Raw genomic sequence first — 25,072 nt, 5'->3', positions numbered from 1 at the left:
CTGAGAGAGATGAGATTTAAGATTGCCTTGATAGCTATACTGGTCGTTTTAAGCGGCATGTCTTTAAAAGGACAAACGGTAGGTGACGAGAAAATGCAGGAGGTGTATAAGGAAATTAAGACTCCCTATAAATATGGTCTTGTGCTGGTACCGTCAGATGATTCGCAAAAAATGGATTGTCCCAGTGTTTTTAGAAAAGGAAAGAACTGGTACATGACCTATGTTATCTTCAACGGCCGCGGGTATGAAACCTGGATGGCGAAAAGTAAGGACCTTCTGCATTGGGAGCAGCAGGGCCGCCTGATGTCGTTTGGTGATAGCACGGAATGGGACGGCAGTCAGCGGGCCGGATATATAGCCTTGCAGGATACGAAATGGGGGGGAAGTTATAAGTTGAAGCAGCATGACGGAAAATACTGGATGTCGTATTTCGGAGGAGCCGACAAAGGCTATGAAGCCGGCGACCTTGGGATTAGTATGGCTTACACAACACAGGATCCTTCAAAGCCTCATGAATGGACCCGGTTTGATAAACCTTTTTTTACATCAAAGGACGCGGACGTACGTTGGTGGGAGAACAGAAAGCTGTTTAAGAGTAGTGTAATATACGACCAAAAGAAGCTGACAGGACATCCTTTCGTGATGTATTATAATGCTAATGGCGATTCGGCTAAAAATAATATTAAAACACGGTGGTTCGAACGGATTGGCATGGCTGTTTCTGATGATATGGTTAACTGGAAACGGTTTAACGAGGAGCCTGTGATGCACCACCCGGTAGGGATAACCGGTGATGCTGTTCTGCAAAAGATTGACGACCTCTGGGTGATGTTCTATTTTGGTGCGTTCTGGCAGGATAGAAAGGGTGCATTCAACCGATTCGCCTGTTCTTATGACCTCGTGAACTGGACAGACTGGACTGGTGATAATCTGATAGAGCCCTCTGAACACTATGACAGCCTCTATGCCCATAAGTCATTTGTTGTAAAGCATAAAGGTGTGGTATATCACTTTTACTGCGCCGTGAACAAGAAAGACCAGCGGGGAATTGCGGTTGCAACTTCTAAAGATCTGGGTAAAAGCGTGGTGAGGTTTGTTGGGAAGTGATAAGAAGTATCAAGTATCAAGACACAAGTATCAAGAGAATAGCAAGTAGTAAATATGGCGGAGAGCCTAAAGACGATAACAAAAAATATGCTGAAATTGAGGTGTTTTATTCTGTATTTTCTGATGCTACCCGTACTGGTTTACGGACAGGGAAATGTGCGTTTGCGCGAGTCGTTCAATAAGGGGTGGAAGTTTTTTGCTGGAGATGAGAAAGAGGCATCTAAGGTTAATTATAAGGACGCGTTTTGGAGGTCGTTGAACGTTCCTCATGACTGGAGTATTGAGGGGGATTTCAGCAACTTTAATCCGGCAAAGCCGGAAGGGGGGGCTTTGCCAACCGGGATTGCCTGGTACAGGAAGAGCTTTGTTGTACCCTCGTCTTCAAAAGGAAAGAATGTGAGCATCACTTTCGACGGCGTGTATCAGCACAGCGAGGTTTGGGTGAACGGAAAGTATCTCGGCAAACGGCCTAATGGCTATATCTCGTTTAGTTATGACTTGACTCCTTATCTCAGGTTCGGGAAATGGAATGTGATAGCTGTGAGGGTTGACAATTCGGCACAGCCTAATTCGAGATGGTATTCAGGTTCCGGCATCTACAGGAACGTTTGGCTGGAAACGACCGGCGAAGTGCGGGTAGACTTGTGGGGTACCTATGTTACGACTCCCGAAGTGAGCGAATCTCATGCAAAGGTGTCGGTTGAAACAAGTCTGAAGAACAGCGGTGCGGGCAGCAATGTCATACTTAAAACTTTTGTTGTGGATGAAAAAGGAAAGGAAGTCGGCAAAAGTGAAGTGTCTGTGCATATTGAAGGTAAGTCGGCGGTGGCTAATCAGAAGATTTCAATAAGCAATCCCATTCTATGGTCGGTAGACCGGCCTTATCTGTACAGTGTAGTGACCGAGGTATATATTGGAAAGAAGCTGACAGACCATTATGTGACGCCCTTTGGAATACGCTTCTTCAACTTCGACGCAAAGAAAGGGTTCAGCCTGAACGGCCAGCCCCTCAAAATACTCGGAGTTTGTAATCACCATGATCTCGGCGCTTTGGGCGCAGCGATTAATGTCCGCGCCATGGAGCGGCAGCTGGAGTTACTGAAAGCGATGGGCTGTAACGGTATCCGAACCGCGCATAATCCTCCGGCTCCCGAACTTCTGGATCTGTGCGACCGGATGGGTTTCATTGTAATGGACGAAACCTTCGACATGTGGAAGAAGAAGAAGAATTCGAAGGACTATCATCTTGATTTTCCGGAGTGGTATAAAAGGGATCTTGAGGATCACGTCAAACGCGACAGGAACCATCCTTCTGTATTCATGTGGAGCATCGGAAATGAAATCAGGGAACAGTTTGACAGTACGGGCATCAGCATAACACGCGAGCTTACCTCTATTGTTAAACGGCTGGATCAAACCCGGCCTGTCACTTCCGCTTTGACTGAAATGGTTCCCCAAAAGAATTTCCTCTTTCAGGCGAAGGCCCTCGATCTTCTTGGGTTTAACTATAATCATGCAAAATATGACAGCTTACCGCTGAAGTTCGGCGACTACAAGTTTATCGCATCGGAGACTTCGTCCGCTATCGCCACCCGCGGACATTATGATATGCCTTCGGATAGTATCAGGCGCTGGCCAAAGGACGGGAAGACTAAACTGACAGAAGGTAATAAAGATTATACGGTTTCGGCTTATGATAACGTCTCTGCATACTGGGGTTCCACCCATGAAGAAACCTGGAAAACGGTAAAGAAGCTGGATCATATAGCCGGTTTGTATGTTTGGACTGGTTTTGATTACCTCGGAGAACCAATTCCATATCCATGGCCGGCCAGAAGTTCTTATTTCGGAATTCTTGATCTCGCCGGTTTTCCGAAGGATTCGTATTATATGTATCAGAGTGAGTGGACCAGCAAGCCTGTCCTTCATCTTTTGCCGCACTGGAACTGGCAGGAAGGGAAAACGGTAGATGTTTGGGCTTACTATAATAATGCCGACGAAGTGGAGCTTTTCCTGAATGGAAAGTCGCTCGGGGTAAAGGCAAAAGAGAACGACGATCTGCATGTAATGTGGCGTGTAAAGTATGAACCGGGAGTGCTGAAGGCTGTGTCGCGCAAAGGCGGGAAAGAGGTGCTGGTAAGAGAAGTGAAAACGGCCGGTAGACCTGCGAAAATAGAACTGCTTGCCGACAGGAAAGAGATCAGGGCCGATGGCAGGGACCTCTCGTTCATTACGGTGAAGATCCTCGATAAAGAGGGGAATGTGGTGCCGGATGCAGATAACCTCGTGAAGTTCAGCATTAGAGGTGAAGGTTTTATTGCGGGTGTTGATAACGGATACCAGGCCAGTATGGAGCCTTTTAAGGCTGATCACCGGAAGGCTTTTAACGGCCTTTGTCTGGCGATCATTCAATCATCGGAAAAACGCGGAACAATAGTATTACGGGCGGTTGCTGAGGGTCTGGATCCCGCAGTAATTTCCTTAAAAGCAAGATAACATGGGGAAACAGTACAGATTATACCTCACTATTCTGACTTGCTGGCTTATTTGCAGTTACCCATCGAAAGCAGCAGAGATATGGGTATCGGCGGTTGGTTCTGATAAGAATCCGGGCACGAAAGAAAAGCCTGTGTCGAGTATTCATACGGCTCTTCGCATGGGGAGAGAGCTGCGGCGGCTAAATGATCCCTCTGTAGCTGGGGGTATTCGTATAATCCTTCGCGGGGATGTTTACCGTCTTGATGAACCTTTGTTTGTCAGGCCCGAAGATTCAGGAAACCCCTCCAGCCCGACAATTATAGAGGCTGCGCCTGGAGAATATCCGGTATTAAGCGGCGGCGTGCAGATTAGTAAATGGCAGCGTGCAACTGGTGTTGTCAGGGGATTATCTGGGAAGGCAAAGGGAAATGTATGGGTGGCAGATGTCCCTTTGAAAGGAGGAAACCCGGTTGATTTCAGGCAACTGTGGATCGGTGACCACAAAGCGGTAAGGGCGAAGGATGCGAGCGGTATCTCGATGAGCAGGATCGTTTCATGGGATCATGCTTCTGAGAGCTGCCTGATTCCCTTGCCTCAGATAAAGGGACTGAGTGAAGCCGAAGGACTCGAAATGTTTATCCATCAATGGTGGGCCATTGCTATTCTGAGAGTTAAATCCATTGAAACGGAAGGGGAAAACGCACGGCTCAGGTTTCATCAGCCTGAGAGCCATATACAATCGGAACATCCATGGCCTGCGCCCTGGATCTCTTCTAAAACAGGAAACTCGGCATTCTACTTGAGCAACGCGATCCAGTTTCTGGACGAACCGGGTGAATGGTTTCTTGATAAGAAAAACAGGAAGGTGTACTACTGGCCCAGTGAAAATGAGGACCTGAGTAAGGCGGTCGTTACCGTGCCTTTTCTGGAAACGCTTGTGAAGATGGAAGGTACTGCAGACAGGCCTGTATCTCATGTATATTTCAAGGGGATTTCATTTCAGCATAGCGGATGGCTTCGTCCCTCGAAGGCGGGGCATGTTCCTCTTCAGGCGGGCATGTATCTTCTTGATGCTTATAAGCTAAAAGTTCCGGGTACTCCCGAAAAGAAAAGCCTCGAAAATCAGGGCTGGACAGGGCGGCCGGAGGCGGCGGTGGAAGTCAGTTTCAGCAGCCACACCGGATTTGAGAGATGTCGTTTTGAACATCTTGCATCTACGGGCCTTGACCTCAGGAGAGGAAACCAGAACGACGGCGTAGAGGGCAACCTGTTTAAGGATATAGGCGGATCTGCAATCCTCGCAGGGGTGTTTTCAGACGAGGCTTTTGAGTCTCACCTTGCTTATAATCCTGCCGATCAGAGGGAAGTAACGGCTCAAACGGAAATTAGGAATAATCTTATAACGGACGTGACCAACGAAGACTGGGGCTGTGTAGGTATCGGGGCGGGCTTTGTAAAAGGGATAAAGATAGAGCATAATGAAATTAATGAGGTGTCTTATTCAGGTATTTCTGTCGGCTGGGGCTGGACAAAGGATATCAATGTGATGAATAATAACGTGATCCGCGCCAATAAGATCCATCACTATGGCCGGAATATGTACGACGTTGCGGGTATTTATACATTATCAGCACAGCCCGGGTCCTCCATTACAGAAAACTATATCGATAGTATCTATAAGGCGCCTTATGCGCATGATCCTCATCACTGGTTTTACCTGTACACAGATGAAGGCTCTTCTTATTTTACGGTTAAAGATAACTGGTGCCCGGCTGGAAAATTTCTGCAGAATGCAAATGGCCCGGGAAATGTGTGGGAGAATAACGGGCCTCAGGTAGCAGACAGTATCAGGCTTGCCGCCGGGATTCAGGAGAAGTATAAAGATCTGCTGAGATTCAGTGCTCCAGCCAAAGGAGAGGTTAATTCGGTATATGCGCATGTAGATGGTCTGGGGTCGAAGCCGCAGGCGATAGAGATCAGCGCGAAACCGGGAAAACGGCTAGACCTTTCTTCAATAGCCGATATTTGCAGGCAGCACGGTATAGCGACGAATTCCATTTTTCAATGGGATAATCACGTTGTGATATTTGATGATTTCCTGAATGATTCGGAAAAGATGCAGAAGAAGCTTGCCCTTCGCTTTCCTGATGCCGTTGTGAAGAGTTACAACACGCCTTTTTATTCCTTTTCAGGAAAAGAACGTTGCAATGATATACGTCAGGCAGTTGAGTGGGATAATATTTTGTTAACAGCCAATCTGGTTGCCGATGAAGGCTTACAAAAGGAGTATATGGATTTTCATGCTGCTCAGCTTAAGAAATGGCCTGAAGTGGCTAAAGGATTTTGTAATGCTGATTTTCAGCGTCTGCTGCTATTTCGCAATGGGAAACAGCTTTTACTGGTGATCAGTATTCCGAAAGGAAAAACCCTTGATGAGCTTAATCCGCTGACAACGGAAAATAATCCGAGAGTCGACGAATGGAACGCGCTGATGAAGAAATACCAGGAGGGAATTCCAGGCACAAAGCCTGGGGAGGTTTGGGTGGAGCTGAAAGGGAATGATGGGTTATGAATTATGAGTTATGAATTATCATGCAGGAAGCCAATTGCCAACTGCTAAAAGCCAATAGCTAAAGAAAATGAAAAAGGTTTTTATTCTGTTCATGTTGATTTCTTTGGGAGCTGAACTAAGTGCTCAGAACAGGGTTACCTGGATTTGGTACCCGGGAGATTTTGAGGTCTGGCTGAGCAATAAGATGCAGAACCGGCGGACCGAAAGGGGGGCTTTTTTCCCTCCGTTCTGGAGAATGGATAATCATTATGTGCTGATTGATTTTCATAAGGTTTTTGATGTTCCTTCAGAAGAGCAGGTAGAACTTTATGTGGAAGGTCAGTTCAACGTGAAGATCGACGGTAAAGGGATCAGCGGATATCCGCGTACCATTACAATGCCAGCAGGGAAACACAAGTTGAGCATGAAGGTGTTTTGTCAGGACAGGGTACCTGCTATATTCGTAAAGGGCAAAACCGTGGTTTCTGATTCATCGTGGCTGGTAACCTACGAAGATAAGGAGTGGATCGACGCCAGCGGAAAGGCCTCTGACCAGTCGGGTACCAACTGGCTTTCTGCCGGAAGCTGGAATTTTGACAGTCCTTCTGTTCCTCCTTCAATGTTTGCACTTGCTACTGCGCCGCAATCGCCGGTGAAGGTGGAAAAGACGGCAGGATCGCTTTTGGTTGACTTCGGGAAAGAGACCTTTGGCTTTATCAGGCTCAAGGGACTGAAGGGAAATGGCCGTGTATCGGTTTATTATGGGGAATCAAAGGAAGAAGCTCTGGCTACCGAAACCTGCGAGACTCTCGATCATCTTGAGATCAACGCCCCGGTGAAAAAGGATTCGGTTATGAACCTTACCAAAGCCTTTCGTTTTGTAAATGTAAAGTATCATCCAGATGTAAGTATTGACAGCGTCTCCATGCTTTATGAATATTTGCCGGTGGCCGACAGGGGTGATTTCCGCTGTTCTGATGCCGAAATCAACAGAATTTACGACGTTTCCAAGTATACCTTTCATCTTAATACAAGGGAGTTTTTTATCGACGGAATTAAACGCGACCGGTGGATCTGGTCGGGGGATGCTTATCAGAGCTACCTGATGAATTATTATCTCCTGTTCGACTCGCCCTCGGTGACGAGGACCCTGCTTGCATTGAGAGGAAAAGACCCGGTAAGCAGTCACATTAATACCATTATGGACTATACGTTTTACTGGTTCCTTGGTATCAGCGATTACTACCTGTATACAGGAGATAAAAAGTTCATTGAGCAGTTTTATCCGCGGATGCAAAGTTTGATGGAGTTCTGTTTATCGCGCCGCAACGGCGACGGTTTAATGGAGGGTTTGCCGGGAGACTGGGTTTTCATCGACTGGGCCGACGGACTAAGTAAACAGGGAGCAGTAAGTTTCGAGCAACTTCTACTGGCCAGAAGCCTCGAAACTATGGCTACCTGCTCTAAGATTGTGAACGATCAGGAAGGAGCGACGAAGTATGAAAAGCTGGCTTCCAATCTTAAGGCGAAGATCTTTTCGACTTACTGGAACGAACAGAAACAGGCGCTGGTACACAGCCTCGTTGCCGGGAAGCAAACTGATAATGTTACCCGGTATGCTAATATGTTCGGGATCTTCTTTGATTACTTTGACGAGCAGCAAAAACAGGGTGTTAAGCAGCATGTACTGCTCAACGACAAGATTCAAAAAATTACCACTCCTTACATGCGTTTTTACGAGCTGGAAGCGCTGTGTGCAATGGGAGAACAGAAACATGTCCTGCTTGAGATGAAAGATTACTGGGGCGGAATGCTAAAACTGGGAGCAACGTCCTTCTGGGAAGAATATAATCCTTCGAAGAAGGGCGCGGAGCATTACGCAATGTATGGACGTCCTTTTGGGAAAAGCCTGTGCCACGCCTGGGGCGCCAGTCCGCTTTACCTTCTTGGGAAATACTACCTCGGGGTAAAACCGTTAAGCCCTGGCTATGCGAGCTATGTGGTAGAGCCGGTGCTTGGTGGCCTAAAATGGATGGATGGTAAGGTCCCTACCCCGGCAGGTGATGTCAAAGTTTATTGCAGCACGAAAGAGATCAGGGTGCAGGGAGTTGCAGGAGCAGGTGTGTTAAGGATTAAAAGTAAGACGAAACCATCGGGGGACGGCCTTGAGGTTAAACCCTTAGGCAATCAGCTGTATGAAATTGGAATAGGACAGAATAAGGCAATAACCGTACGTTATTCTGCTCTATAACGGGATACGAAATTATGATGCGCAAGCTTTTTGTTTTTTATGTATGTTTTGTGATGCCGGGATTGGCTGTGAAATCGCAGACTGTTGACGGTCTGCCGGCAGCTATTCCTCCGGTACAGGGGATTTATAATACCGAACCATGGGAAGACCCTCTTGTAACCAGCATCAACCGCGAGCCGGCGCGTGCTACCGCCTATTCGTTTAAAACGGAAAAGGAAGCCCTGACAGGTGACAGGAATAAGAGCACGCGAATGCTTTTGCTGAACGGAGAATGGGACTTTTCATTTGCTTTTAAACCCGCCGACGCTCCCCACGATTTTTATAAGTCGAAGGTGCAGGGCTGGCAGAAGATTGAAGTGCCTTCTAACTGGGAGTTGAAGGGCTATGATATTCCAATCTACAAAAGTGCAGTGTATCCATTCCGTCCGGTTGATCCGCCGCGGGTGCCAAAAGATTACAATGCGGTAGGTTCTTATCAGCGGAGTTTTACAATTCCTGCTGATTGGAAGCATATGAATATCACCCTTCATTTCGGAGGGGTAAGTTCGGCTTTTAAGGTTTGGGTAAACGGTAAGTTTTTAGGCTATGGCGAAGACAGCTGTCTTCCTTCTGAATTCAATGTCACTCCTTACCTGCAGGATGGTGAGAATACTGTTTCTGTTCAGGTGATCCGCTGGTCGGATGGAGCCTATCTCGAAGACCAGGATCACTGGAGAATGAGTGGCATCCAGCGGGAAGTGATGCTTTTGGCAGAACCGAAAGTTCGGATAGCCGATTTTCACTGGCAGGCGAAACTCGATAAACACTATAAAGACGCGATATTCAGTATCCGGCCAAGGATAGAGAACCTCACAGGAGAAGAAGTGAAAGGCTGTGTGATAAAAGCGCAGCTGTACAACAAAGCGGGACAGCCTGTTTTTCAGAAGGCTCTTGAAAGAAGCGCCGAATCGATCATCAATGAAATTTACCCGCGGCTGGATAACGTAAAGTTCGGCTTGCTGGAAACGACGGTTAAGAATCCGGATAAATGGAGTGACGAGGAACCAAACCTTTACACCCTTGTATTGTCCCTTGCCGATTCGACCGGGAACGTGCTGGAAGCGAAAAGCTGTAAGGTGGGTTTCAGAAGTATAGAGTTTTCGACGGAGAACGGGAAACTGCTGATCAATGGAAAGGTGACTTATCTGTATGGCGTCAACCGTCATGATCACGACCCGGTAAAAGGAAAGGCATTGTCGAGGGAAGACATGCGGAAGGATGTTGAAACTATCAAGCGGTTTAATTTCAACTGTATCCGGACAAGCCATTATCCCAATGATCCGTATTTCTACGATCTGTGTGATGAGTATGGAATTCTCGTAATGGATGAAGCCAACTATGAGACGCACGGATTGGGAGGGAAGTTAAGCAACGACCCTCAATGGACACACGCTTTCATGGAACGTACCACCCGAATGGTGATGCGCGATAAGAATCACCCCAGTATCATCATCTGGAGCCTGGGTAACGAAGCCGGAAGAGGCCCGAGCAATGCAGCACAAGCTGCCTGGATTCATGATTTCGATATTACCCGGCCGGTTCATTACGAGCCGGCAATGGGAAGCCATCAGTTGGAAGGATATCTTGATCCTTCCGATCCGCGTTATCCAAAGTCTAACGATCATTCTCACCGTTTGCAGAATCCCCTCGACCAGTATTATGTGGATATTGTGAGTCGTTTCTACCCGGGTATTTACACTCCCGATCTTCTTGTTAATCAGAAGAACGGCGACAACCGGCCGATTCTTTTTGTTGAATATTCGCATTCTATGGGTAACTCAACGGGTAATATGAAGGAGTTTTGGGAGATCTTCAGGTCACGTCCCCGATTGATTGGAGGCTGTATCTGGGATTTTAAAGATCAGGGAATACTGAAAAAGGATTCAGCAGGCGTAGAATTCTATGCTTATGGGGGTGATTTTGGCGAAAAGAGGCACGACGGAAACTTCTGTATTAACGGCATAGTAGCTTCTGACGGAAGGCCTAAGTCAGCGATTTTCGAATGCAAGAGAGTTTATCAGCCTGCCGAGTGTGAGCTTTATGATGCTGAAAGAGGCCTTGTAAAAGTCGCCAACCGCCATGCCGTGAAGTCGTTAGCCGACTATGCTGTTACCCTTATAGTACGGCAGGACGGTAAGCCAGTAAAAGTGCAGTCGCTGCCCCGTTTAAGTCTTCAGGCGGGAAAAGATACTATAATCAGCATTGAAAAATGGTTCCCAACCTTTAAGCAGGGCTGCGAGTATCTTGCAGATATCCATTTTTCGTTGTCGCGAGACGAGCCATGGGCGCCCCGGGGATTTGAGGTTGCATCTAACCAGTTTGCTTTGACTGGCCTTGCCAAACCCTCGGACGCCCAGAAACAATATCGCGCAGTTAGCTTTACAGAGGATGCTGAAGGATACGTTTGCTCAGGCAGCGGTTTCCGGATAAAGTTCAGTAAGGCGAACGGTGCTTTAAGTTCCTACATCTCTGACGGAAAAGAAGAGATATTCAGTCCGCTTCTGCCTCACTTTACAAGACCTCAAACGGATAACGACCGCCGCGGCTGGAAGCCTTCAAAGAAGCTGAAAGAATGGTATGAGAATGATCTTCAGTTGAAAGGCATAACCGGGGAGAAGCAGGAATCCGGTCTCATAAGAATTAAAAGCGTTTATACTCTAATAGGAGGACGGGCTTCAGTGGAAGTGGTCTACACAGTGAATGGGGAGGGCGTCGTAAAAGTTGATTATTCACTAAACCCGGGCACCGGTTTGCCTAATATCCCGAAAGTCGGGATGCAATGCGGCATACGGAGGGAATACGATTTGGTTAACTGGTATGGCCGCGGCCCCCTTGAAAACTATATTGACAAAAGATACGGCTTTGACGCTGCTGTCTATTCCCTTCCGGTGAAGGAATTCATGGAGCCGTATATGTATCCCCAGGAGAATGGCAACCGGACTGACGTGAGGTGGATGTATCTGAAGAAGGATAAAGCTAATGAAGGATTGCTGGTAGTAGCCGACAGTCTTCTCAGCATGAGTGCGTGGCCTTACACGGAAAAGAACATTGAAGAGGCAAAGCACACCAATAAACTGAAGGATGCAGGCTTCCTCACTTTAAATATTGATCTGATCCAGATGGGAGTGGGAGGTAATGACACATGGTCGGATGTTTCTCAGCCTTTAGCGCAGTATCAAATTCCCGCTAAGCCTTACCGGTACGGATTTTATGTTCTGCCTGCGAGAGTGAAGGCAGAAGATGCAGGGGAAATATCTAAAAAGCTTAAGTTCTGATGAAAGTGAGTTATAAAAGAATTAAATACGGTATAGTGCTTTCTGTTCTGACGTCCGTTCTGATGTTTGGAAGGGCCTCAGCACAGCGTGGTTTGCCGGAGTACATAAAGCCCGTTGGTGAATCGGCAAAATCCTGGGTATTCTGGTACTGGATGCACGGGGCCTATTCAAGAGAGGGTATTACAGCCGATCTGGAAGCAATGAAGCAGGCTGGCATCGCAGGGGCGTATCTGGCCCCCATCAAGGGGAAAACAGATCCTCCATTGTATACGCCTTCTATTGATCAGCTTAGTCCCGAATGGTGGAAGATGGTGCGCTATGCCCTTGATGAAGCCGCCAGGATAGGGATTAAGATTGCGATGCTTCCCAACGATGGTTTCGCAACCGCCGGCGGCCCATGGATTACGCCTGAGAATTCAATGCAAAAAGTGGTTTCATCTTCCTTAATGATAAAGGGCGGACGGGTATTTAATGATACTTTGCCTTCTCTGCCAGCATATAAAGGATATTTTCGCGACATTGCAGTGTTTGCATTCCCGGCAAACCGGGGAGCGGGACATTCAACCAGGACGGTTGTTCCAAAGGTGACCACAAGTAACGGAGCCGACGCGTCTTTCCTTGTGAAGCCGGGTAATAAGCAAAACTTCGGCCGTAACGATCCCTGCTGGATCCAATATGAATTTACAAAGCCGTTTACCTGCCGCTCGGTGGTGATCAGGGTGAATGGCTTTAATTATCAGTCGCACCGGCTTCTCATTGAAGTGAGTGACGACGGCAAAAACTTCCGGGCCGCCGAACGTCTTCAGCCGCCAAGGGCAGGCTGGCTTGACTGGGATGCCGACGTTACCCATGAAATTAAGCCTGTAACTGCACGATTCTTTCGCTTTGTCTACAATAAAGAAGGTTCAGAGCCTGGAGCCGAAGACCTGGACGCGGCAAAATGGAAGCCCTCCCTTAAGATTGCTGGTATAGAGCTGTCATCTGAGGCCCGCATCCATCAGTATGAAGGCAAGACAGGTGAAGTATGGAGGGTAAGTTCAAGGACCACCAGCGACCTTGTCCCCGATTCACTTTGTGTTCCTTTCGGTTCTGTAAAGGATATAACACAATATGCTGACGGTAAAGGAAGGTTGAAGTGGAAGGTTCCTGCAGGCAACTGGGTGATTCTCAGGGTTGGTTATACATCAACCGGTCACATGAATGAAACTGCCGGTGCGGGAAAAGGACTCGAGTGCGACAAGTTTAACCCGGAGGTGGTGAGGTTTCAGTTTGACAAATGGTTTGGAGAAGCGCTCCGTGTGGCAGGTCCTGACCTGGCTAAACGAGTCCTGAATATCTTTCATGTCGACAGCTGGGAATGCGGAAGCCAGAATTGGTCGCCGGTATTTCGCGAAGAGTTCAGGAAACGGCGGGGATACGATCCTGTGCCATACCTTCCCGTCATGACGGGTGTTCCTGTTGAGAGCGCTGATGTTTCGGAACGTTTCCTCTATGATATAAGGCAAACCATATCAGAGCTTATAGCTGATAACTTCTTTAAAACCCTTAAACAGCTGGCTCATGAAAAGGGTGCCACCTTTACTGCAGAGGCGACGGCTCCTGTGATGGTTGCTGATGGCTTGCTGCACTTTAAGGAGGTGGATATACCGATGGGTGAATTCTGGCTGCGGAGCCCGTCGCACGATAAACCTAACGATGTAAGGGACGCTATCAGCGGCGCTCATATTTATGGCAAGAACGTCATCCAGTCGGAGGCATTTACGGAGGTCCGCATGCACTGGGATGAACATCCGGGAATGCTTAAAGCTTTGCAGGACAGGAACTATGCCCTGGGCATAAACAGACTGGTTTATCATGTGTATACACACAACCCCTGGATGGACCGTAAGCCTGGGATGACGCTCAATGATGTGGGATTACTTTTCCAGCGGGATCAAACCTGGTGGAAGCAGGGAAGGTCATGGGTAGAATACGCAGAGCGTTGTCAATCATTGCTTCAGCAGGGAAGACCAGTTGACGATATTGCCGTTTTTACCGGAGAGGAGTTTCCAGGGAGGGCAATCCTCCCTGAACGGCTTGTGCCGTCTTTACCAGGGATTTTCGGTAAGGAAGTTGTAACCGCAGAAAGGAAGAGGCTCGAAAACCGGGGAGTGCCCATGCGCGAAATGCCTGTAGGCGTTAATACGGGGGCGAATATGATCAATCCTGCAGACTGGACTGATCCGCTGCGCGGGTATGCTTATGACTCTTTCAACGCAGACGTCCTGCTTAATCTCGCTGTGGTCAGGAACGGACGGATTGAATTGCCCGGAGGAGCAAGTTACGCGGTTCTTGTACTGCCGGGAAAACATCCCATGAATCCAAACAGTAATTTAATGAGTGCCGGTGTAGCGGAACGATTGCTGCAGCTTGTTAAAGACGGTGCAACCGTTGTGCTTGGAGACCGGCCGGTAACTACTCCCGGGCTTAAAGATTTTACTGAAGAAGATAAGAGGCTTCAGATAGCAACAGAGGAACTTTGGGGTGGATCTTTTACTACAGTGCGCAACGGAGCCGCTTCAGCAATGGTAAAACAGGTCGGAAAGGGCCGTGTGATACCCGGGCCTATTAGTTTAGAGTCTTTTGACTTCATCGGAGTACCGTGCGATTTTACTTACACAGGTAAGAATAATGAGCCGGCCGGTAAAATTGCCTGGAACCACCGGAGTACCGGCGATTCTGAAATCTATTTTGTTTCGAATCAGGATTCGGTCAATAAAGAGCTCGTACTGTCGTTCCGGGTCGCGGATAAAGTCCCCGATATTTATGATCCTGTTACAGGAAGAACAATCACAGCAACCAACTGGACGGCTTCATCGGGCCGTACGGAACTACCCATGCTGTTTCCTCCGAACGGATCTTACTTCGTGATCTTCAGAAATGAGACAGTTCCTTCTGCCAACGGAGATAAGAAGAACTGGTCGGAATCCCATACTGTCAAGCAGATAGAGGGTGGCTGGTCTGTGCACTTTGATCCTGTTTTGGGAGGACCGCAAAAGCCTGTATTGTTTAAGGAACTTAGCGATTGGAGTCAAAGTCAGGATACGTCTGTCCGTTACTATTCAGGCACGGCGGTTTATCATAAGAACTTTAAATGGAAGAAGCCTAAGGATAGTGACCGCTTCTGGCTCGATCTTGGGGAGGTATCCAATATCGCAGAGGTGAAATTGAATGGTGTAAGTTGTGGCATTGCCTGGACTGCACCTTACAGACTCGATATAACAGATGCACTGAAGAACGGTAATAATGAACTGGTCATAGAAGTAACAAACACCTGGTTCAACCGGATGAAGCATGATCAGACATTGTCGGAAAATCAAAGGATAAGCCACACGACGGCTCCCTTCAGGCTACACAATCGCTCTCTTTTAAAAGCGGGGCTTACCGGAGCAGTAACAATCCTTTCAGAGAAATGATAATGAACAGAATAATGCGTGATAAATTGAAGACAGCCTTTATGCTGGCGGCCTTATCTGCCGGGATGATGATGCTGACTGCAAATAGCAGCTTTGGGCAGGATAAAAGCCTCGTAAATACAACATCCAGTCCCTATGCAAAGCTCAGGAACGTAAACATGGGCGATGTTAAGATGACCAGTGGTTTTTGGGCGGAGAGAATGAAAGTATGCCAGGATTCTATGATCCCTTATATGTGGAATTTATATAAGGACCCTGAGGTAGCTCATGCCTTCCGCAACTTTGAGATAGCAGCAGGGCTGAAGGAAGGAAAGAATGCAGGGCCTCCATTTCATGATGGCGACTTTTATAAATTGATTGAGGCGCTTAGCGCAATGTACGCTGTTACGAAAGACCCGAAGCTTGACAAGTACATTGATGAGGTGATCCCCGTGATTGCCAAATGCCAGAGAGCCGACGGATACATCCATACGCCAACTATGATTGAAGAACGAAACTCTGCAGGAAAGGCGGCTGAGTTTAAAGACAGGCTGCATTTTGAGACCTATAACATGGGTCACCTGATGACTGCAGCGTGTGTTCATTACCGGGCTACCGGAAAAACTTCTTTATTGACTATTGCAAAGAAAGCAACCGACTATTTGTATAATTTCTACAAAACATCGTCTCCTGAGCTGGCGCGTAATGCCATTTGTCCTTCTCATTACATGGGAGTGGTTGAAATGTACCGTACGACGAAGGATGCCCGGTATCTTGAGCTTTCAAAAAGTTTAATCGATATCAGGGGATTGGTTGAGAACGGAACGGACGATAATCAGGACCGGATCCCGTTCAGAAAACAAACTAAGGCAATGGGCCATGCTGTTCGTGCGAATTATCTATATGCAGGAGTGGCAGACGTATATGCTGAAACGGGGGATACCAGTTTGCTCCATCGGCTCGACCTGATGTGGAATGACGTAACCCAGCGTAAGATGTACATTACGGGGGCCTGTGGCGCTTTATATGATGGTGTGTCTCCTGACGGCACCTCTTACGAGCCGACAGATGTTCAGAAGATCCACCAGGCATACGGACGGGATTACCAACTGCCGAATTTTACGGCCCACGGCGAGACCTGCGCGAACATCGGGAACATGCTGTGGAACTGGAGGATGCTGGCTCTCTCCGGCGATGCCAAATATGCCGACATTGCTGAACTGACGCTTTATAACAGTATCTTATCGGGCATCAGTTTAAATGGAACTAAGTTTTTATACACCAACCCGCTTAGCTATTCGGATGAACTTCCGTTTAAACAACGCTGGTCGAAAGACCGGGTGGGATACATTGCACTCTCTAACTGCTGTCCGCCCAATGTCGTCAGAACGATAGCTGAAGTGAATAATTACCTGTATAGTGTATCTGACAAAGGCCTGTGGTTTAACTTGTATGGAGGAAGCAAACTATCTGCAAAGCTGAATGATGGCTCGGTAGTTAAGCTGACACAGGAAACAGCTTATCCCTGGGACGGAAATATCAGGATAAGCTTCGAATCGACACCATCGAAACCATTTGCTGTGATGATGCGTATTCCAGGGTGGTGCAAAGGAGCAAGCTTAAAAATTAATGGAAAGGATCAGCAGGATGAACTTACCGCCGGTACGTACGCTACTATTACGAGGAAATGGAAAAAAGGCGACATTATCGAGCTTATTCTTCCAATGAATGCGGTTCTTGTTGAATCTAATCCTCTGGTAGAAGAAACTCGTAACCAGGTGGCCGTTAAACGGGGACCTGTAGTATATTGCCTCGAAGCAAAAGATCTTCCCGAGAACGTCAATATGTTTGATGTGGCCGTTCCTTCAAACGCTGCCTTTACCCCGAAAGAAGTAACTGTCAGCAACAGCAATTTGATAGCCCTTGAAGGAGAAGGATTTGTTACCGGCAAAAAGGACTGGAACAATAAATTATACCGCGAAATATCGCAGGATAAACCAGAGCGGGTAAAGATCCGCCTTGTGCCTTACTACGCCTGGGGTAACCGGGGCCATACGGATATGGAAGTCTGGATGCCAGTGAGGTAATTGGGGAGTTGAAAGTTTAAGGTTGAAAGTTAAAAGTAATAAGAAATTCAAACCTCCGATATCCATATATTCATGTCAAAAACAACATACACATTTCTATTTTTATTCTGCGCTTCGTTTTGTCTGAAAGCGCAGGTTAAGCTTCCGTCGATATTTACGGATAACATGGTATTACAGCAGCAGTCACAGGTACCTGTATGGGGCTGGGCTAAGGAGGGAAGCGCTGTTAATGTAGTGACGTCATGGGACGGGAAAAGCTATTCGGTTAAGGCTGATAAGGCCGGGAAATGGAAGGCGATCGTTTCTACGCCGTCTGCAGGTGGTCCGTACGAACTGACGATAAGTGATGGCACTCCCCTTAAGCTGAACAACATCCTGATCGGCGAGGTTTGGCTCTGTACGGGACAGTCGAACATGGAAATGCCCTTGAAAGGATTTAAGGGACAACCCATAATCGGTTCAAACGACGCGATATTGAAGTCACGGAACAAGAATCTGAGGATTTACACCGTACCGCGTTCCTCTCAGAAGGAGCCTCAGGCAAACAGCAAACCCTCACCCTGGAAAATAGCAAGCCCTGAGACCGTAGCAAATTTCAGCGCAACGGGGTATTTCTTTGGCCGTTTGCTGAATGAGATGCTCGACGTTCCTGTCGGTCTGATTAACGTGAGCTATGGTGGCTCTACGATTGAGGCATGGATGGATCCTGAAGTATTAAAGTCGTTCCCTGAGATTAAAATTCCCGGGAAGAGCGATTCAATAAAAGTGGTGAACCGTACACCGACTACTCTTTTTAATGGGATGCTTCACCCGGTTATCGGATATGGCATTAAGGGTTGTATCTGGTACCAGGGCGAATCAAATTACGAAAGGCCGGACCAGTATGAGGGTCTTCTCCCTTCAATGGTAAAAAGATGGCGGACCTTGTGGAGTCAGGGCGATTTCCCCTTCTATTATGTTCAGATAGCGCCCTATAACTATTCACAACTTCCCCCTTTTAACTATGGCGGCAAGTTTAATTCTGCATATCTTAGAGATGCTCAACGCAAGTCAGCCGCGAAAATCCCTAACTCGGGAATGGCGGTTGTGCTGGATATCGGCGAAGAGAACTCCATACATCCTGCCCGCAAAGAGGAAGGAGGCAAGCGTCTTGCCTTGCTAGCCCTGGGGAAAACTTACGGATTGCAGGGCTTTGGATTTGCCAGCCCTGAATACGAATCGCTGACAATAAATGGAAGTGTTGCCGTTCTTAAATTTGTAAACGCAACTAACGGGCTTACTTCTTTTGGAAAAGAGATAACCAACTTCGAAGTTGCCGGCAAGGATAAAATATTCTATCCTGCGAAAGCAGCCATCAACGGAAGCACAGTCTCGGTATCTTCGCCAATGGTAAAGGACCCTGTTGCCGTTCGCTATGCTTTTAAGGATTTTGTTGTCGGTGACCTGTTTGGTACTGACGGACTTCCGGCTGCATCTTTCAGAACTGACGAATGGTGAGGTAAAGTTGTAAGTGGAAAGTTTAAAGTAGAAAGTTAAAAGTTGGCGGGAGGTGGCGCATAACATACAGCCAATCGCCAACTGCTAATTATATATAAGAGTTCATGGTCAAAAGAATCCTCATATTATCTTTTTTGCTTCTCCGGTTTGCCTGGGGAATGGCTCAGCCTTCGGAATTATGCCGTTATAATCTGGTATGGAATAGCCAAAGTAAAAATTCAGGCGAGTCGATGCTCTGTGGTGGTGGAGATATTGGTCTGAATGTTTGGGTTGAAAAAGGAGAGCTTCTGTTCTACATTGCCAGGAGCGGAACATTCGATGAGAATAATACCCTGCTGAAGCTGGGTAGGGTGAGAGTGAAACTCAGTCCTAATCCCTTTGAAGGGGGGGAGTTCAGACAGGAATTGGTGTTGAAGGATGGAAATGTCAGAATTTCAGGAAAAAAGGGAGGGTTGTCGGCAGATGTCAGAGTATGGGTAGATGTATTTCATCCCGTTATTCATGTTGATGTTTCGGGAAACAAGCCTCTCGTGGCAGAAGCGTCGTTTGAAAGCTGGAGATATACGGACAGATTTCCAAAAGGGAAGGAAAATAACGCCAATTCCTGGAAATGGGCACCAAAAGGAATCGTGACTACGCGGGAAGACGAAATTGCGTTTGAAAAAGACAAGGTACTGTTTTATCATCACAATACAGATTCAACAGTGTTTGATGCCGCGGTTATTCAGCAGGGAATGGATAAAGTGAAGGATCAGCTATATAACCCGGTTAAAAACCTGCTTTTCGGAGGCATTCTTTATGGGCATAACATGAAAGAGGCCGGAACATCTGCCGGAAAATACCTTGATACCGATTTCAGAAGATGGACAATAAAAAGTAAAAAGCCTGCTGTCAGCCATGACCTTTTCATTGCTTTAAATACCGAACAGACTAAGGATACAAGCCAGTGGCGAAAAAAACTGGCCACACTTCTTCAATCTGCTATTGAAAATACAAAAAGTGATTATGTAAAGAGTACCGCCTGGTGGAACCAGTATTGGGACAGAAGCTACATTTGCATTCAGCCTTCTGCCTCCGGCGCTTCTTCAGATGAATGGAAGATCGGTAGAAACTATCAGCTATTCAGGTATATGCTTGGGTGCAACGCATTCGGACAATGGCCTACAAAATTTAATGGAGGCCTCTTTACGTACGACCCTTCATTGACCGATTCAGCACTTAAGTTTACTCCCGACTTTAGAAATTGGGGTGGAGGCACGCATACTGCGCAAAATCAACGACTCGTATACTGGCCAATGCTAAAAAGCGGCGACTTCGACCTGATGAAGCCGCAGTTTGAATTTTACATGAGGGCCTTGAAAAATGCGGAACTGAGAAGCCAGGTATATTGGGGACACAAGGGCGCCTGCTTTACGGAGCAACTGGAAAACTTTGGCCTTCCTAATCCGGCTGAGTATAACTGGAAGCGTCCGGAATGGTATGATAAAGGAATGGAGTATAATGCCTGGCTCGAATATGAATGGGATACGGTACTTGAGTTTTGTTTGATGATGCTCGAAGAGGAGAGATATACAGGGCGCGACATTACCGTGTATATCCCGTTTATTGAGAGCTGTCTGACCTTCTTTAACGAGCATTACCAGTATCTGGCTAAAATGAGGGGCAGCAAAATGCTGGACGGAAATGGACATCTCGTTTTCTATCCGGGTTCAGGAGCGGAGACCTACAAGATGGCATATAACGCGTCGTCCACCATTTCCGGGCTAAGAATTATTTTATCCCGATTGCTTGAACTGCCGGAAAAATATTTGGATGAGCAGAAGCGTCAGCAATGGGCCCTTATGCTGAACCGCGTTCCTCCTCTCAGTTTTCGTGAGTCAGACGGACACCCCACAATAGCACCGGCTAAATTATGGGCGAGGGTGAATAACACCGAAACCGCGCAGCTCTATCCTGTTTTCCCCTGGGGAATTTATGGAATAGGAAAACCGGGTTTGGATACCGCAATTAATACGTACAGATATGATGCAGATGCTTTAAAGTTCAGAAGCCATATTGGTTGGAAACAGGACAATATATTTGCAGCCAGATTAGGATTAACAGAAGAGGCCTCACGACTTACCTTGTTAAAGCTTGGAGATTCGGGCCGGCGCTTTCCTGCTTTCTGGGGACCGGGATACGACTGGACTCCAGACCATAATTGGGGTGGTTCCGGAATGATAGGACTTCAGGAAATGCTTATGCAAACCAGCGGCAGGAAAATTCATCTGCTTCCCGCTTGGCCCAAAACTTGGGATGTTCACTTTAAGCTGCGTGCGCCGTATGAGACTACTGTTGAAGCTGTTGTTATAAAAGGTAAAATCGTTTCGCTGAATGTAATACCGTCCAGCAGGGCAAAAGACGTTGAAGTAATAATCAGATAAGAGTAACATTACTGAAACACAACGTCTACGGAACGTCTTTTGTTGAAACATTAAGGTGCTCAGCCTGTTTCATATTTGCATCTATTTTACAGAAAAACAATCTTTATGCAACGGAAAACCTTTATCCTGCTTTTTATTCTATTGACTTTTTTTTACCCGGAAGCTTATCCGCAGAAACTCCACGGACCATATGGTGAGGAGTTTAAATCTAAAATTATAGCAAAAGGATTAAGCGATCCCTGGGAGATTGTTTATGGTCCTGATAATTTTCTATGGATAACCGAATCAAAGGGGTATAAGGTAAGCCGGATCAATCCGGAGAACGGTGAACGGGCAGTTGTACTTGATTTAAATGATAAAAAGAATTTTCCAAGGTATGATAAGGTTCCTGATTCAATAGATAATGGAAAACCATGGCCGCAGGGGGGATTAATGGGAATGGCTTTGCATCCTCAGTTACTTAAGGGAAAGCCTTATGTGTATCTCATGTACATCTACAACGACCCGGCAGTAAATTCAACAAATGATGGAGGAAAGCCTGGTTGGGGAGGACATTTTTTTACAGGCCGGATCGTTTGCTACCAGTACAACGAAAAGAATCATAGCCTTATAAATCCTGTAACGATTTGTGACTCTATCCCTCAAAGCAATGATCATAATGGCGGCAGGCTGCGCATAGCGCCCCTTGATGGCGTCGATTATCTTTTTTATTCCGTTGGGGATATGGGAGCGGGACAGTTTGACAATGGAGGAAGAACAAATCATGCTCAAAATACAAATAAATATGAAGGAAAGATCCATCGATTTAATCTTACTCCCGACAGTGATTTTGACGTATACGACAGGTGGATACCCAACGACAATCCCTTTAATTCCGAAAGACAAAATGCGGTATGGAGCTACGGGCATCGCAACCCTCAGGGACTTGCAGCGGCCAGGATAAAGGGAAAAGACTATTTATACTCATCGGAACATGGTCCCTTCTCTGACGATGAGATCAATATTATTGAGAAAGGAAAGAACTACGGGCACCCTTTGATCATAGGATATAACGACAATAATTATAACGGATTTTCAGCTGGCGTTTCGGACCGCGATAGTCTGCCGGGTAAGTGGCATACTACTTATCCCGAGATTGTAAGCGAAGAGCAAAATGCAGAAAAGATAGGGTTAGATAATTACCGGGATCCCATAAAGAGCATGTACGTTGCCGAAGGTAGTTTCCTAAATAAGATATTTATAGCAACAAAAGAAAAGACCGGTGAAAAGCCTGACTGGCCGGCTGTTGCGCCTTCTGGTATAGAAGTGTATACATCCGATGCAATAGCGGGCTGGAAAAATTCTCTGCTTGTCGCCTCGCTAAAGGAGGGAAGAGTGGTTCGTCTAAAGCTCAATAAAAATGGCGATGGAATTAGTGGCGATACCATCAGCTACTTCAAAGGAAAAGCAAGATACAGAGATATCGCCGTTTCGCCCGATGGTAAAAATATTTATGTTGTTACAGATAGCTCCTCTGTGACGTCTGGGCCCTCAGGTGAAGATCCGGAAGGCAGTAGCTTAAGAGGGGTAGTTATACAGTTCACCTGGCAGAAAGGGGGAGCCGACCTGGATGGAATAGAAGAAAAAGCCGGGGCCGTTAATGATCAGAAATCAGCGAAGAAACTTTTGAGTGAACTGATAAAGTCGATCAAATCAATGGACGGAGGAACAGCCCGGAAGGTGATGTTCAGCCCGGAAATGAAACTTGCATTCAATCTTCTGATTAAACGTAGGTTAACACCTGAAGATATCCAACTCACTAAGAAACTGACTTCGGGACTGGTGAACAGCATAAAACAGCAGGATAATTAAATGATCAGGCTTGCCTGGCAAACCATCAAAGGGACCATAGCGACAGGCTGTTTATCAGCCTGAATAAATTATCTTTGTGGTATTAGCCAATATTCATGTTTAGAAGTTTTCTTATTCAACCTGTTAAGCGGATCATTCCGGTGCTGATAGGTTTTCAGTCAGTCCTAATGTGTGGTGTTGCTTTTGCTAAGCCCGATTCTTTGCTATCTGAACTTGATAATGTAATCAACACCGAAAAGCAGTTTACAGATAAGAAGAAGGCCTTTCTAAATAAAATCACTCAACGGTTAAGTCGTACTGATTTGGCTGAGACTGGAAAGTATGAAGTGTATAGTACATTGGCAAAAGAATATGAAGGGTTTATAAGCGATTCGGCTAAGTTATACGGCAGGAAAGCGTTGCAAGCTGCGCAACAATTGGGCGATTCCGAAAAAATAAGGGACAGCAAGATTCAGCTTGCCAGGGTCATGGCGCGGGTAGCAATGTTTTCAGATGCTGTTGGCCTGTTGGATGAAATAAATAAAGGGCAACTATCTTCCCCACAGCGTATAGCCTGTTATAAGGCGTATATTGAGACATATATTTACTGGATCGAATTTCAGAGAGGAAATGATATCGACCTCCTGGTAAAAAAGCGGAATGACTATCAGGATTCCCTTCTAAGTTATCTCCCCGCCGATGGGTATGAATATGCGATCAATTTCGGTACTAAATGTATCGAGTCGGGGCACTTTCAGCAGGCAGAGAATATCCTTCTAGCCTGCATTCCTTCTGTTAAGCAAGACACACGCGAGTATTCAGTCCTGGCCTCTATTCTTGCCTATTTGTATGAAAAGAAAGGAGAAACACAAAAACAACAGAAATATCTGGCCATGTCGGCTACTTCTGATATTAGGGCTGCAATAAAAGAAAATTTGGCCCTCAGGGAACTCGCCACACTTCTCTATGGTAAGGGCGATACTGAGAGGGCGAACTCCTATATCAAGAAAAGTCTGGAGGACGCCAATTTTTATAATGCCCGCTTACGAAATATTCAAACGTCCAGGGTGCTTCCTATTATTGATAAAGCTTACCAGCTTGATAGGGAGAAATATCAGCAGAAATTGAGGGTGCTTCTGGTGATAGTTAGCGTATTGTCTTTAGTATTGTTGATTGGTATTGTGTTTATTTTCAGGCAAATGAGGGCTCTGGCAAAAGCGCAGAAAGAAATATTACAGATTAACAGCAAGCTGAATGAGCTAAATGAGGAACTCAAAGCTGCAAATGAACAACAAAAGCAAACTAATATTCACCTCGCGGAAGCTAATCATATCAAGGAAAAATTCATCAGTCAGTTTCTCGAAATCTGTACAGAACATATAGAAAAGCTTGATGCCTTCAAATTAATGGTTCACCGAAAGATAAAGGCCGGACAGATTAATGACCTTCTTAAAATTACATCAACATCTGAAGATTCGATGAAAGAGCAGAAATCGCTCTATGCCAGCTTTGATAAAGCATTTTTGAATATCTACCCCGATTTCGTTAAAGAGCTTAACAAAATGCTTCGCCTGGAAGAACAATATCCACTGAATGACGGAAAATCGCTAAACCAGGAACTGCGTGTGTTTGCCCTTATCAGGCTCGGCATTACAGACAGCAATAAAATAGCTACTTTTTTACACTACTCCCTCCGGACTATTTACAATTACAGAAGTAAGGTGAAATCGAAATCTCTTAACCAGGAGGTTGATTTTGAAGAGAAGGTGCGGCAAATCGGTCTGCTGGAATAGGTTGGATCGCCGGTTAACACGCTCAGAGCTAACTATATTTTTACATATCCTATTGATTTTATTTGGTGTAATTGTTTGATATTCAGTTTTTTGATTTGATGTTAGCAGTGCAAAAAGTTACCAGAGTCATCTCCGCTATTCTCACTGACTAAAGTGATATCTAATTTTGAGTTGATCGGAAAAGTTTATTAACCAATTAAAAGAATAGTATGATAGAACGCTACACTAACCATCTTTCGCAGGAGCCTGAAATGTTAACATTGACAGTTCACTACTGCTAACAACTTTTTACTAACTATAATCAGTG

11 protein-coding genes are annotated in these 25,072 nt (G+C 46.3%); all 11 read left to right on the top strand.

The features are described from left to right. Nucleotides 1-9: 9 nt before the first annotated feature. The 11 genes from BDE36_RS18650 (at nucleotide 10) to BDE36_RS18600 (ending at nucleotide 24,765) form a co-directional block, all read left to right on the top strand. Nucleotides 10-1,107 (top strand): glycoside hydrolase family protein, encoded by a 1,098-nt coding sequence (locus BDE36_RS18650; protein ID WP_141816079.1) that lies wholly within the window; start codon nucleotides 10-12, stop codon nucleotides 1,105-1,107. Between the two features lie 87 nt (nucleotides 1,108-1,194). After that, complete coding sequence (galB, locus tag BDE36_RS18645) at nucleotides 1,195-3,603, top strand: beta-galactosidase GalB (RefSeq protein WP_141816078.1); 2,409 nt, start codon at nucleotides 1,195-1,197, stop codon at nucleotides 3,601-3,603. Between the two features lies 1 nt (nucleotide 3,604). Continuing rightward, on the top strand, nucleotides 3,605-6,157 hold the full coding sequence (locus BDE36_RS18640; protein WP_141816077.1) for an L-rhamnose mutarotase: 2,553 nt from the start codon (nucleotides 3,605-3,607) through the stop codon (nucleotides 6,155-6,157). A 67-nt stretch (nucleotides 6,158-6,224) separates the two neighbouring features. Continuing rightward, a complete protein-coding gene (locus BDE36_RS18635; protein WP_141816076.1) occupies nucleotides 6,225-8,387 on the top strand; it encodes an alpha-L-rhamnosidase-related protein in 2,163 nt (720 codons plus the stop codon). A gap of 14 nt (nucleotides 8,388-8,401) precedes the next feature. Beyond that, a complete protein-coding gene (locus tag BDE36_RS18630) occupies nucleotides 8,402-11,701 on the top strand; it encodes a glycoside hydrolase family 2 TIM barrel-domain containing protein (RefSeq protein WP_235904184.1) in 3,300 nt (1,099 codons plus the stop codon). Then, on the top strand, nucleotides 11,701-15,156 hold the full coding sequence (locus BDE36_RS18625) for a glycosyl hydrolase (protein WP_141816075.1): 3,456 nt from the start codon (nucleotides 11,701-11,703) through the stop codon (nucleotides 15,154-15,156). Before BDE36_RS18630 ends, BDE36_RS18625 begins: the two co-directional genes overlap by 1 nt. 2 nt (nucleotides 15,157-15,158) lie before the next feature. Beyond that, the gene (locus BDE36_RS18620; RefSeq protein ID WP_235904182.1) at nucleotides 15,159-17,222 is read left to right on the top strand and encodes an aceric acid hydrolase; all 2,064 of its coding nucleotides are present in this window, start codon (nucleotides 15,159-15,161) and stop codon (nucleotides 17,220-17,222) included. Nucleotides 17,223-17,294: 72 nt separating this feature from the next. Further along, nucleotides 17,295-18,719 carry a sialate O-acetylesterase gene (locus BDE36_RS18615; RefSeq protein ID WP_141816074.1) on the top strand — a complete coding sequence of 475 codons (1,425 nt, stop codon included), beginning with the start codon at nucleotides 17,295-17,297 and terminating at the stop codon, nucleotides 18,717-18,719. A 104-nt stretch (nucleotides 18,720-18,823) separates the two neighbouring features. Then, the gene (locus tag BDE36_RS18610) at nucleotides 18,824-21,142 is read left to right on the top strand and encodes a DUF5703 domain-containing protein (protein WP_141816073.1); all 2,319 of its coding nucleotides are present in this window, start codon (nucleotides 18,824-18,826) and stop codon (nucleotides 21,140-21,142) included. Nucleotides 21,143-21,247: 105 nt separating this feature from the next. Beyond that, nucleotides 21,248-22,993 carry a PQQ-dependent sugar dehydrogenase gene (locus BDE36_RS18605; protein ID WP_141816072.1) on the top strand — a complete coding sequence of 582 codons (1,746 nt, stop codon included), beginning with the start codon at nucleotides 21,248-21,250 and terminating at the stop codon, nucleotides 22,991-22,993. Between the two features lie 95 nt (nucleotides 22,994-23,088). Continuing rightward, nucleotides 23,089-24,765 carry a DUF6377 domain-containing protein gene (locus tag BDE36_RS18600; RefSeq protein ID WP_141816071.1) on the top strand — a complete coding sequence of 559 codons (1,677 nt, stop codon included), beginning with the start codon at nucleotides 23,089-23,091 and terminating at the stop codon, nucleotides 24,763-24,765. Nucleotides 24,766-25,072 lie beyond the last annotated feature (307 nt).

This window comes from Arcticibacter tournemirensis, assembly GCF_006716645.1.
GTDB classification, from domain to species: Bacteria; Bacteroidota; Bacteroidia; order Sphingobacteriales; family Sphingobacteriaceae; genus Arcticibacter; species Arcticibacter tournemirensis.
This window is presented reverse-complemented; position numbering and strand designations above follow the sequence as displayed.

Excerpts from the sequence above, each read along its gene's own strand:
- BDE36_RS18640 (WP_141816077.1), top strand. The coding sequence starts at position 3,605 with ATGGGGAAACAGTACAGATTATACCTCACTATTCTGACTTGCTGGCTT.
- BDE36_RS18625 (WP_141816075.1), top strand. The coding sequence starts at position 11,701 with ATGAAAGTGAGTTATAAAAGAATTAAATACGGTATAGTGCTTTCTGTT.
- BDE36_RS18635 (WP_141816076.1), top strand. The coding sequence starts at position 6,225 with ATGAAAAAGGTTTTTATTCTGTTCATGTTGATTTCTTTGGGAGCTGAA.
- BDE36_RS18620 (WP_235904182.1), top strand. The coding sequence starts at position 15,159 with ATGAACAGAATAATGCGTGATAAATTGAAGACAGCCTTTATGCTGGCG.
- BDE36_RS18650 (WP_141816079.1), top strand. The coding sequence starts at position 10 with ATGAGATTTAAGATTGCCTTGATAGCTATACTGGTCGTTTTAAGCGGC.
- BDE36_RS18600 (WP_141816071.1), top strand. The coding sequence starts at position 23,089 with ATGTTTAGAAGTTTTCTTATTCAACCTGTTAAGCGGATCATTCCGGTG.
- galB (WP_141816078.1), top strand. The coding sequence starts at position 1,195 with ATGCTGAAATTGAGGTGTTTTATTCTGTATTTTCTGATGCTACCCGTA.
- BDE36_RS18615 (WP_141816074.1), top strand. The coding sequence starts at position 17,295 with ATGTCAAAAACAACATACACATTTCTATTTTTATTCTGCGCTTCGTTT.
- BDE36_RS18630 (WP_235904184.1), top strand. The coding sequence starts at position 8,402 with ATGATGCGCAAGCTTTTTGTTTTTTATGTATGTTTTGTGATGCCGGGA.
- BDE36_RS18610 (WP_141816073.1), top strand. The coding sequence starts at position 18,824 with ATGGTCAAAAGAATCCTCATATTATCTTTTTTGCTTCTCCGGTTTGCC.
- BDE36_RS18605 (WP_141816072.1), top strand. The coding sequence starts at position 21,248 with ATGCAACGGAAAACCTTTATCCTGCTTTTTATTCTATTGACTTTTTTT.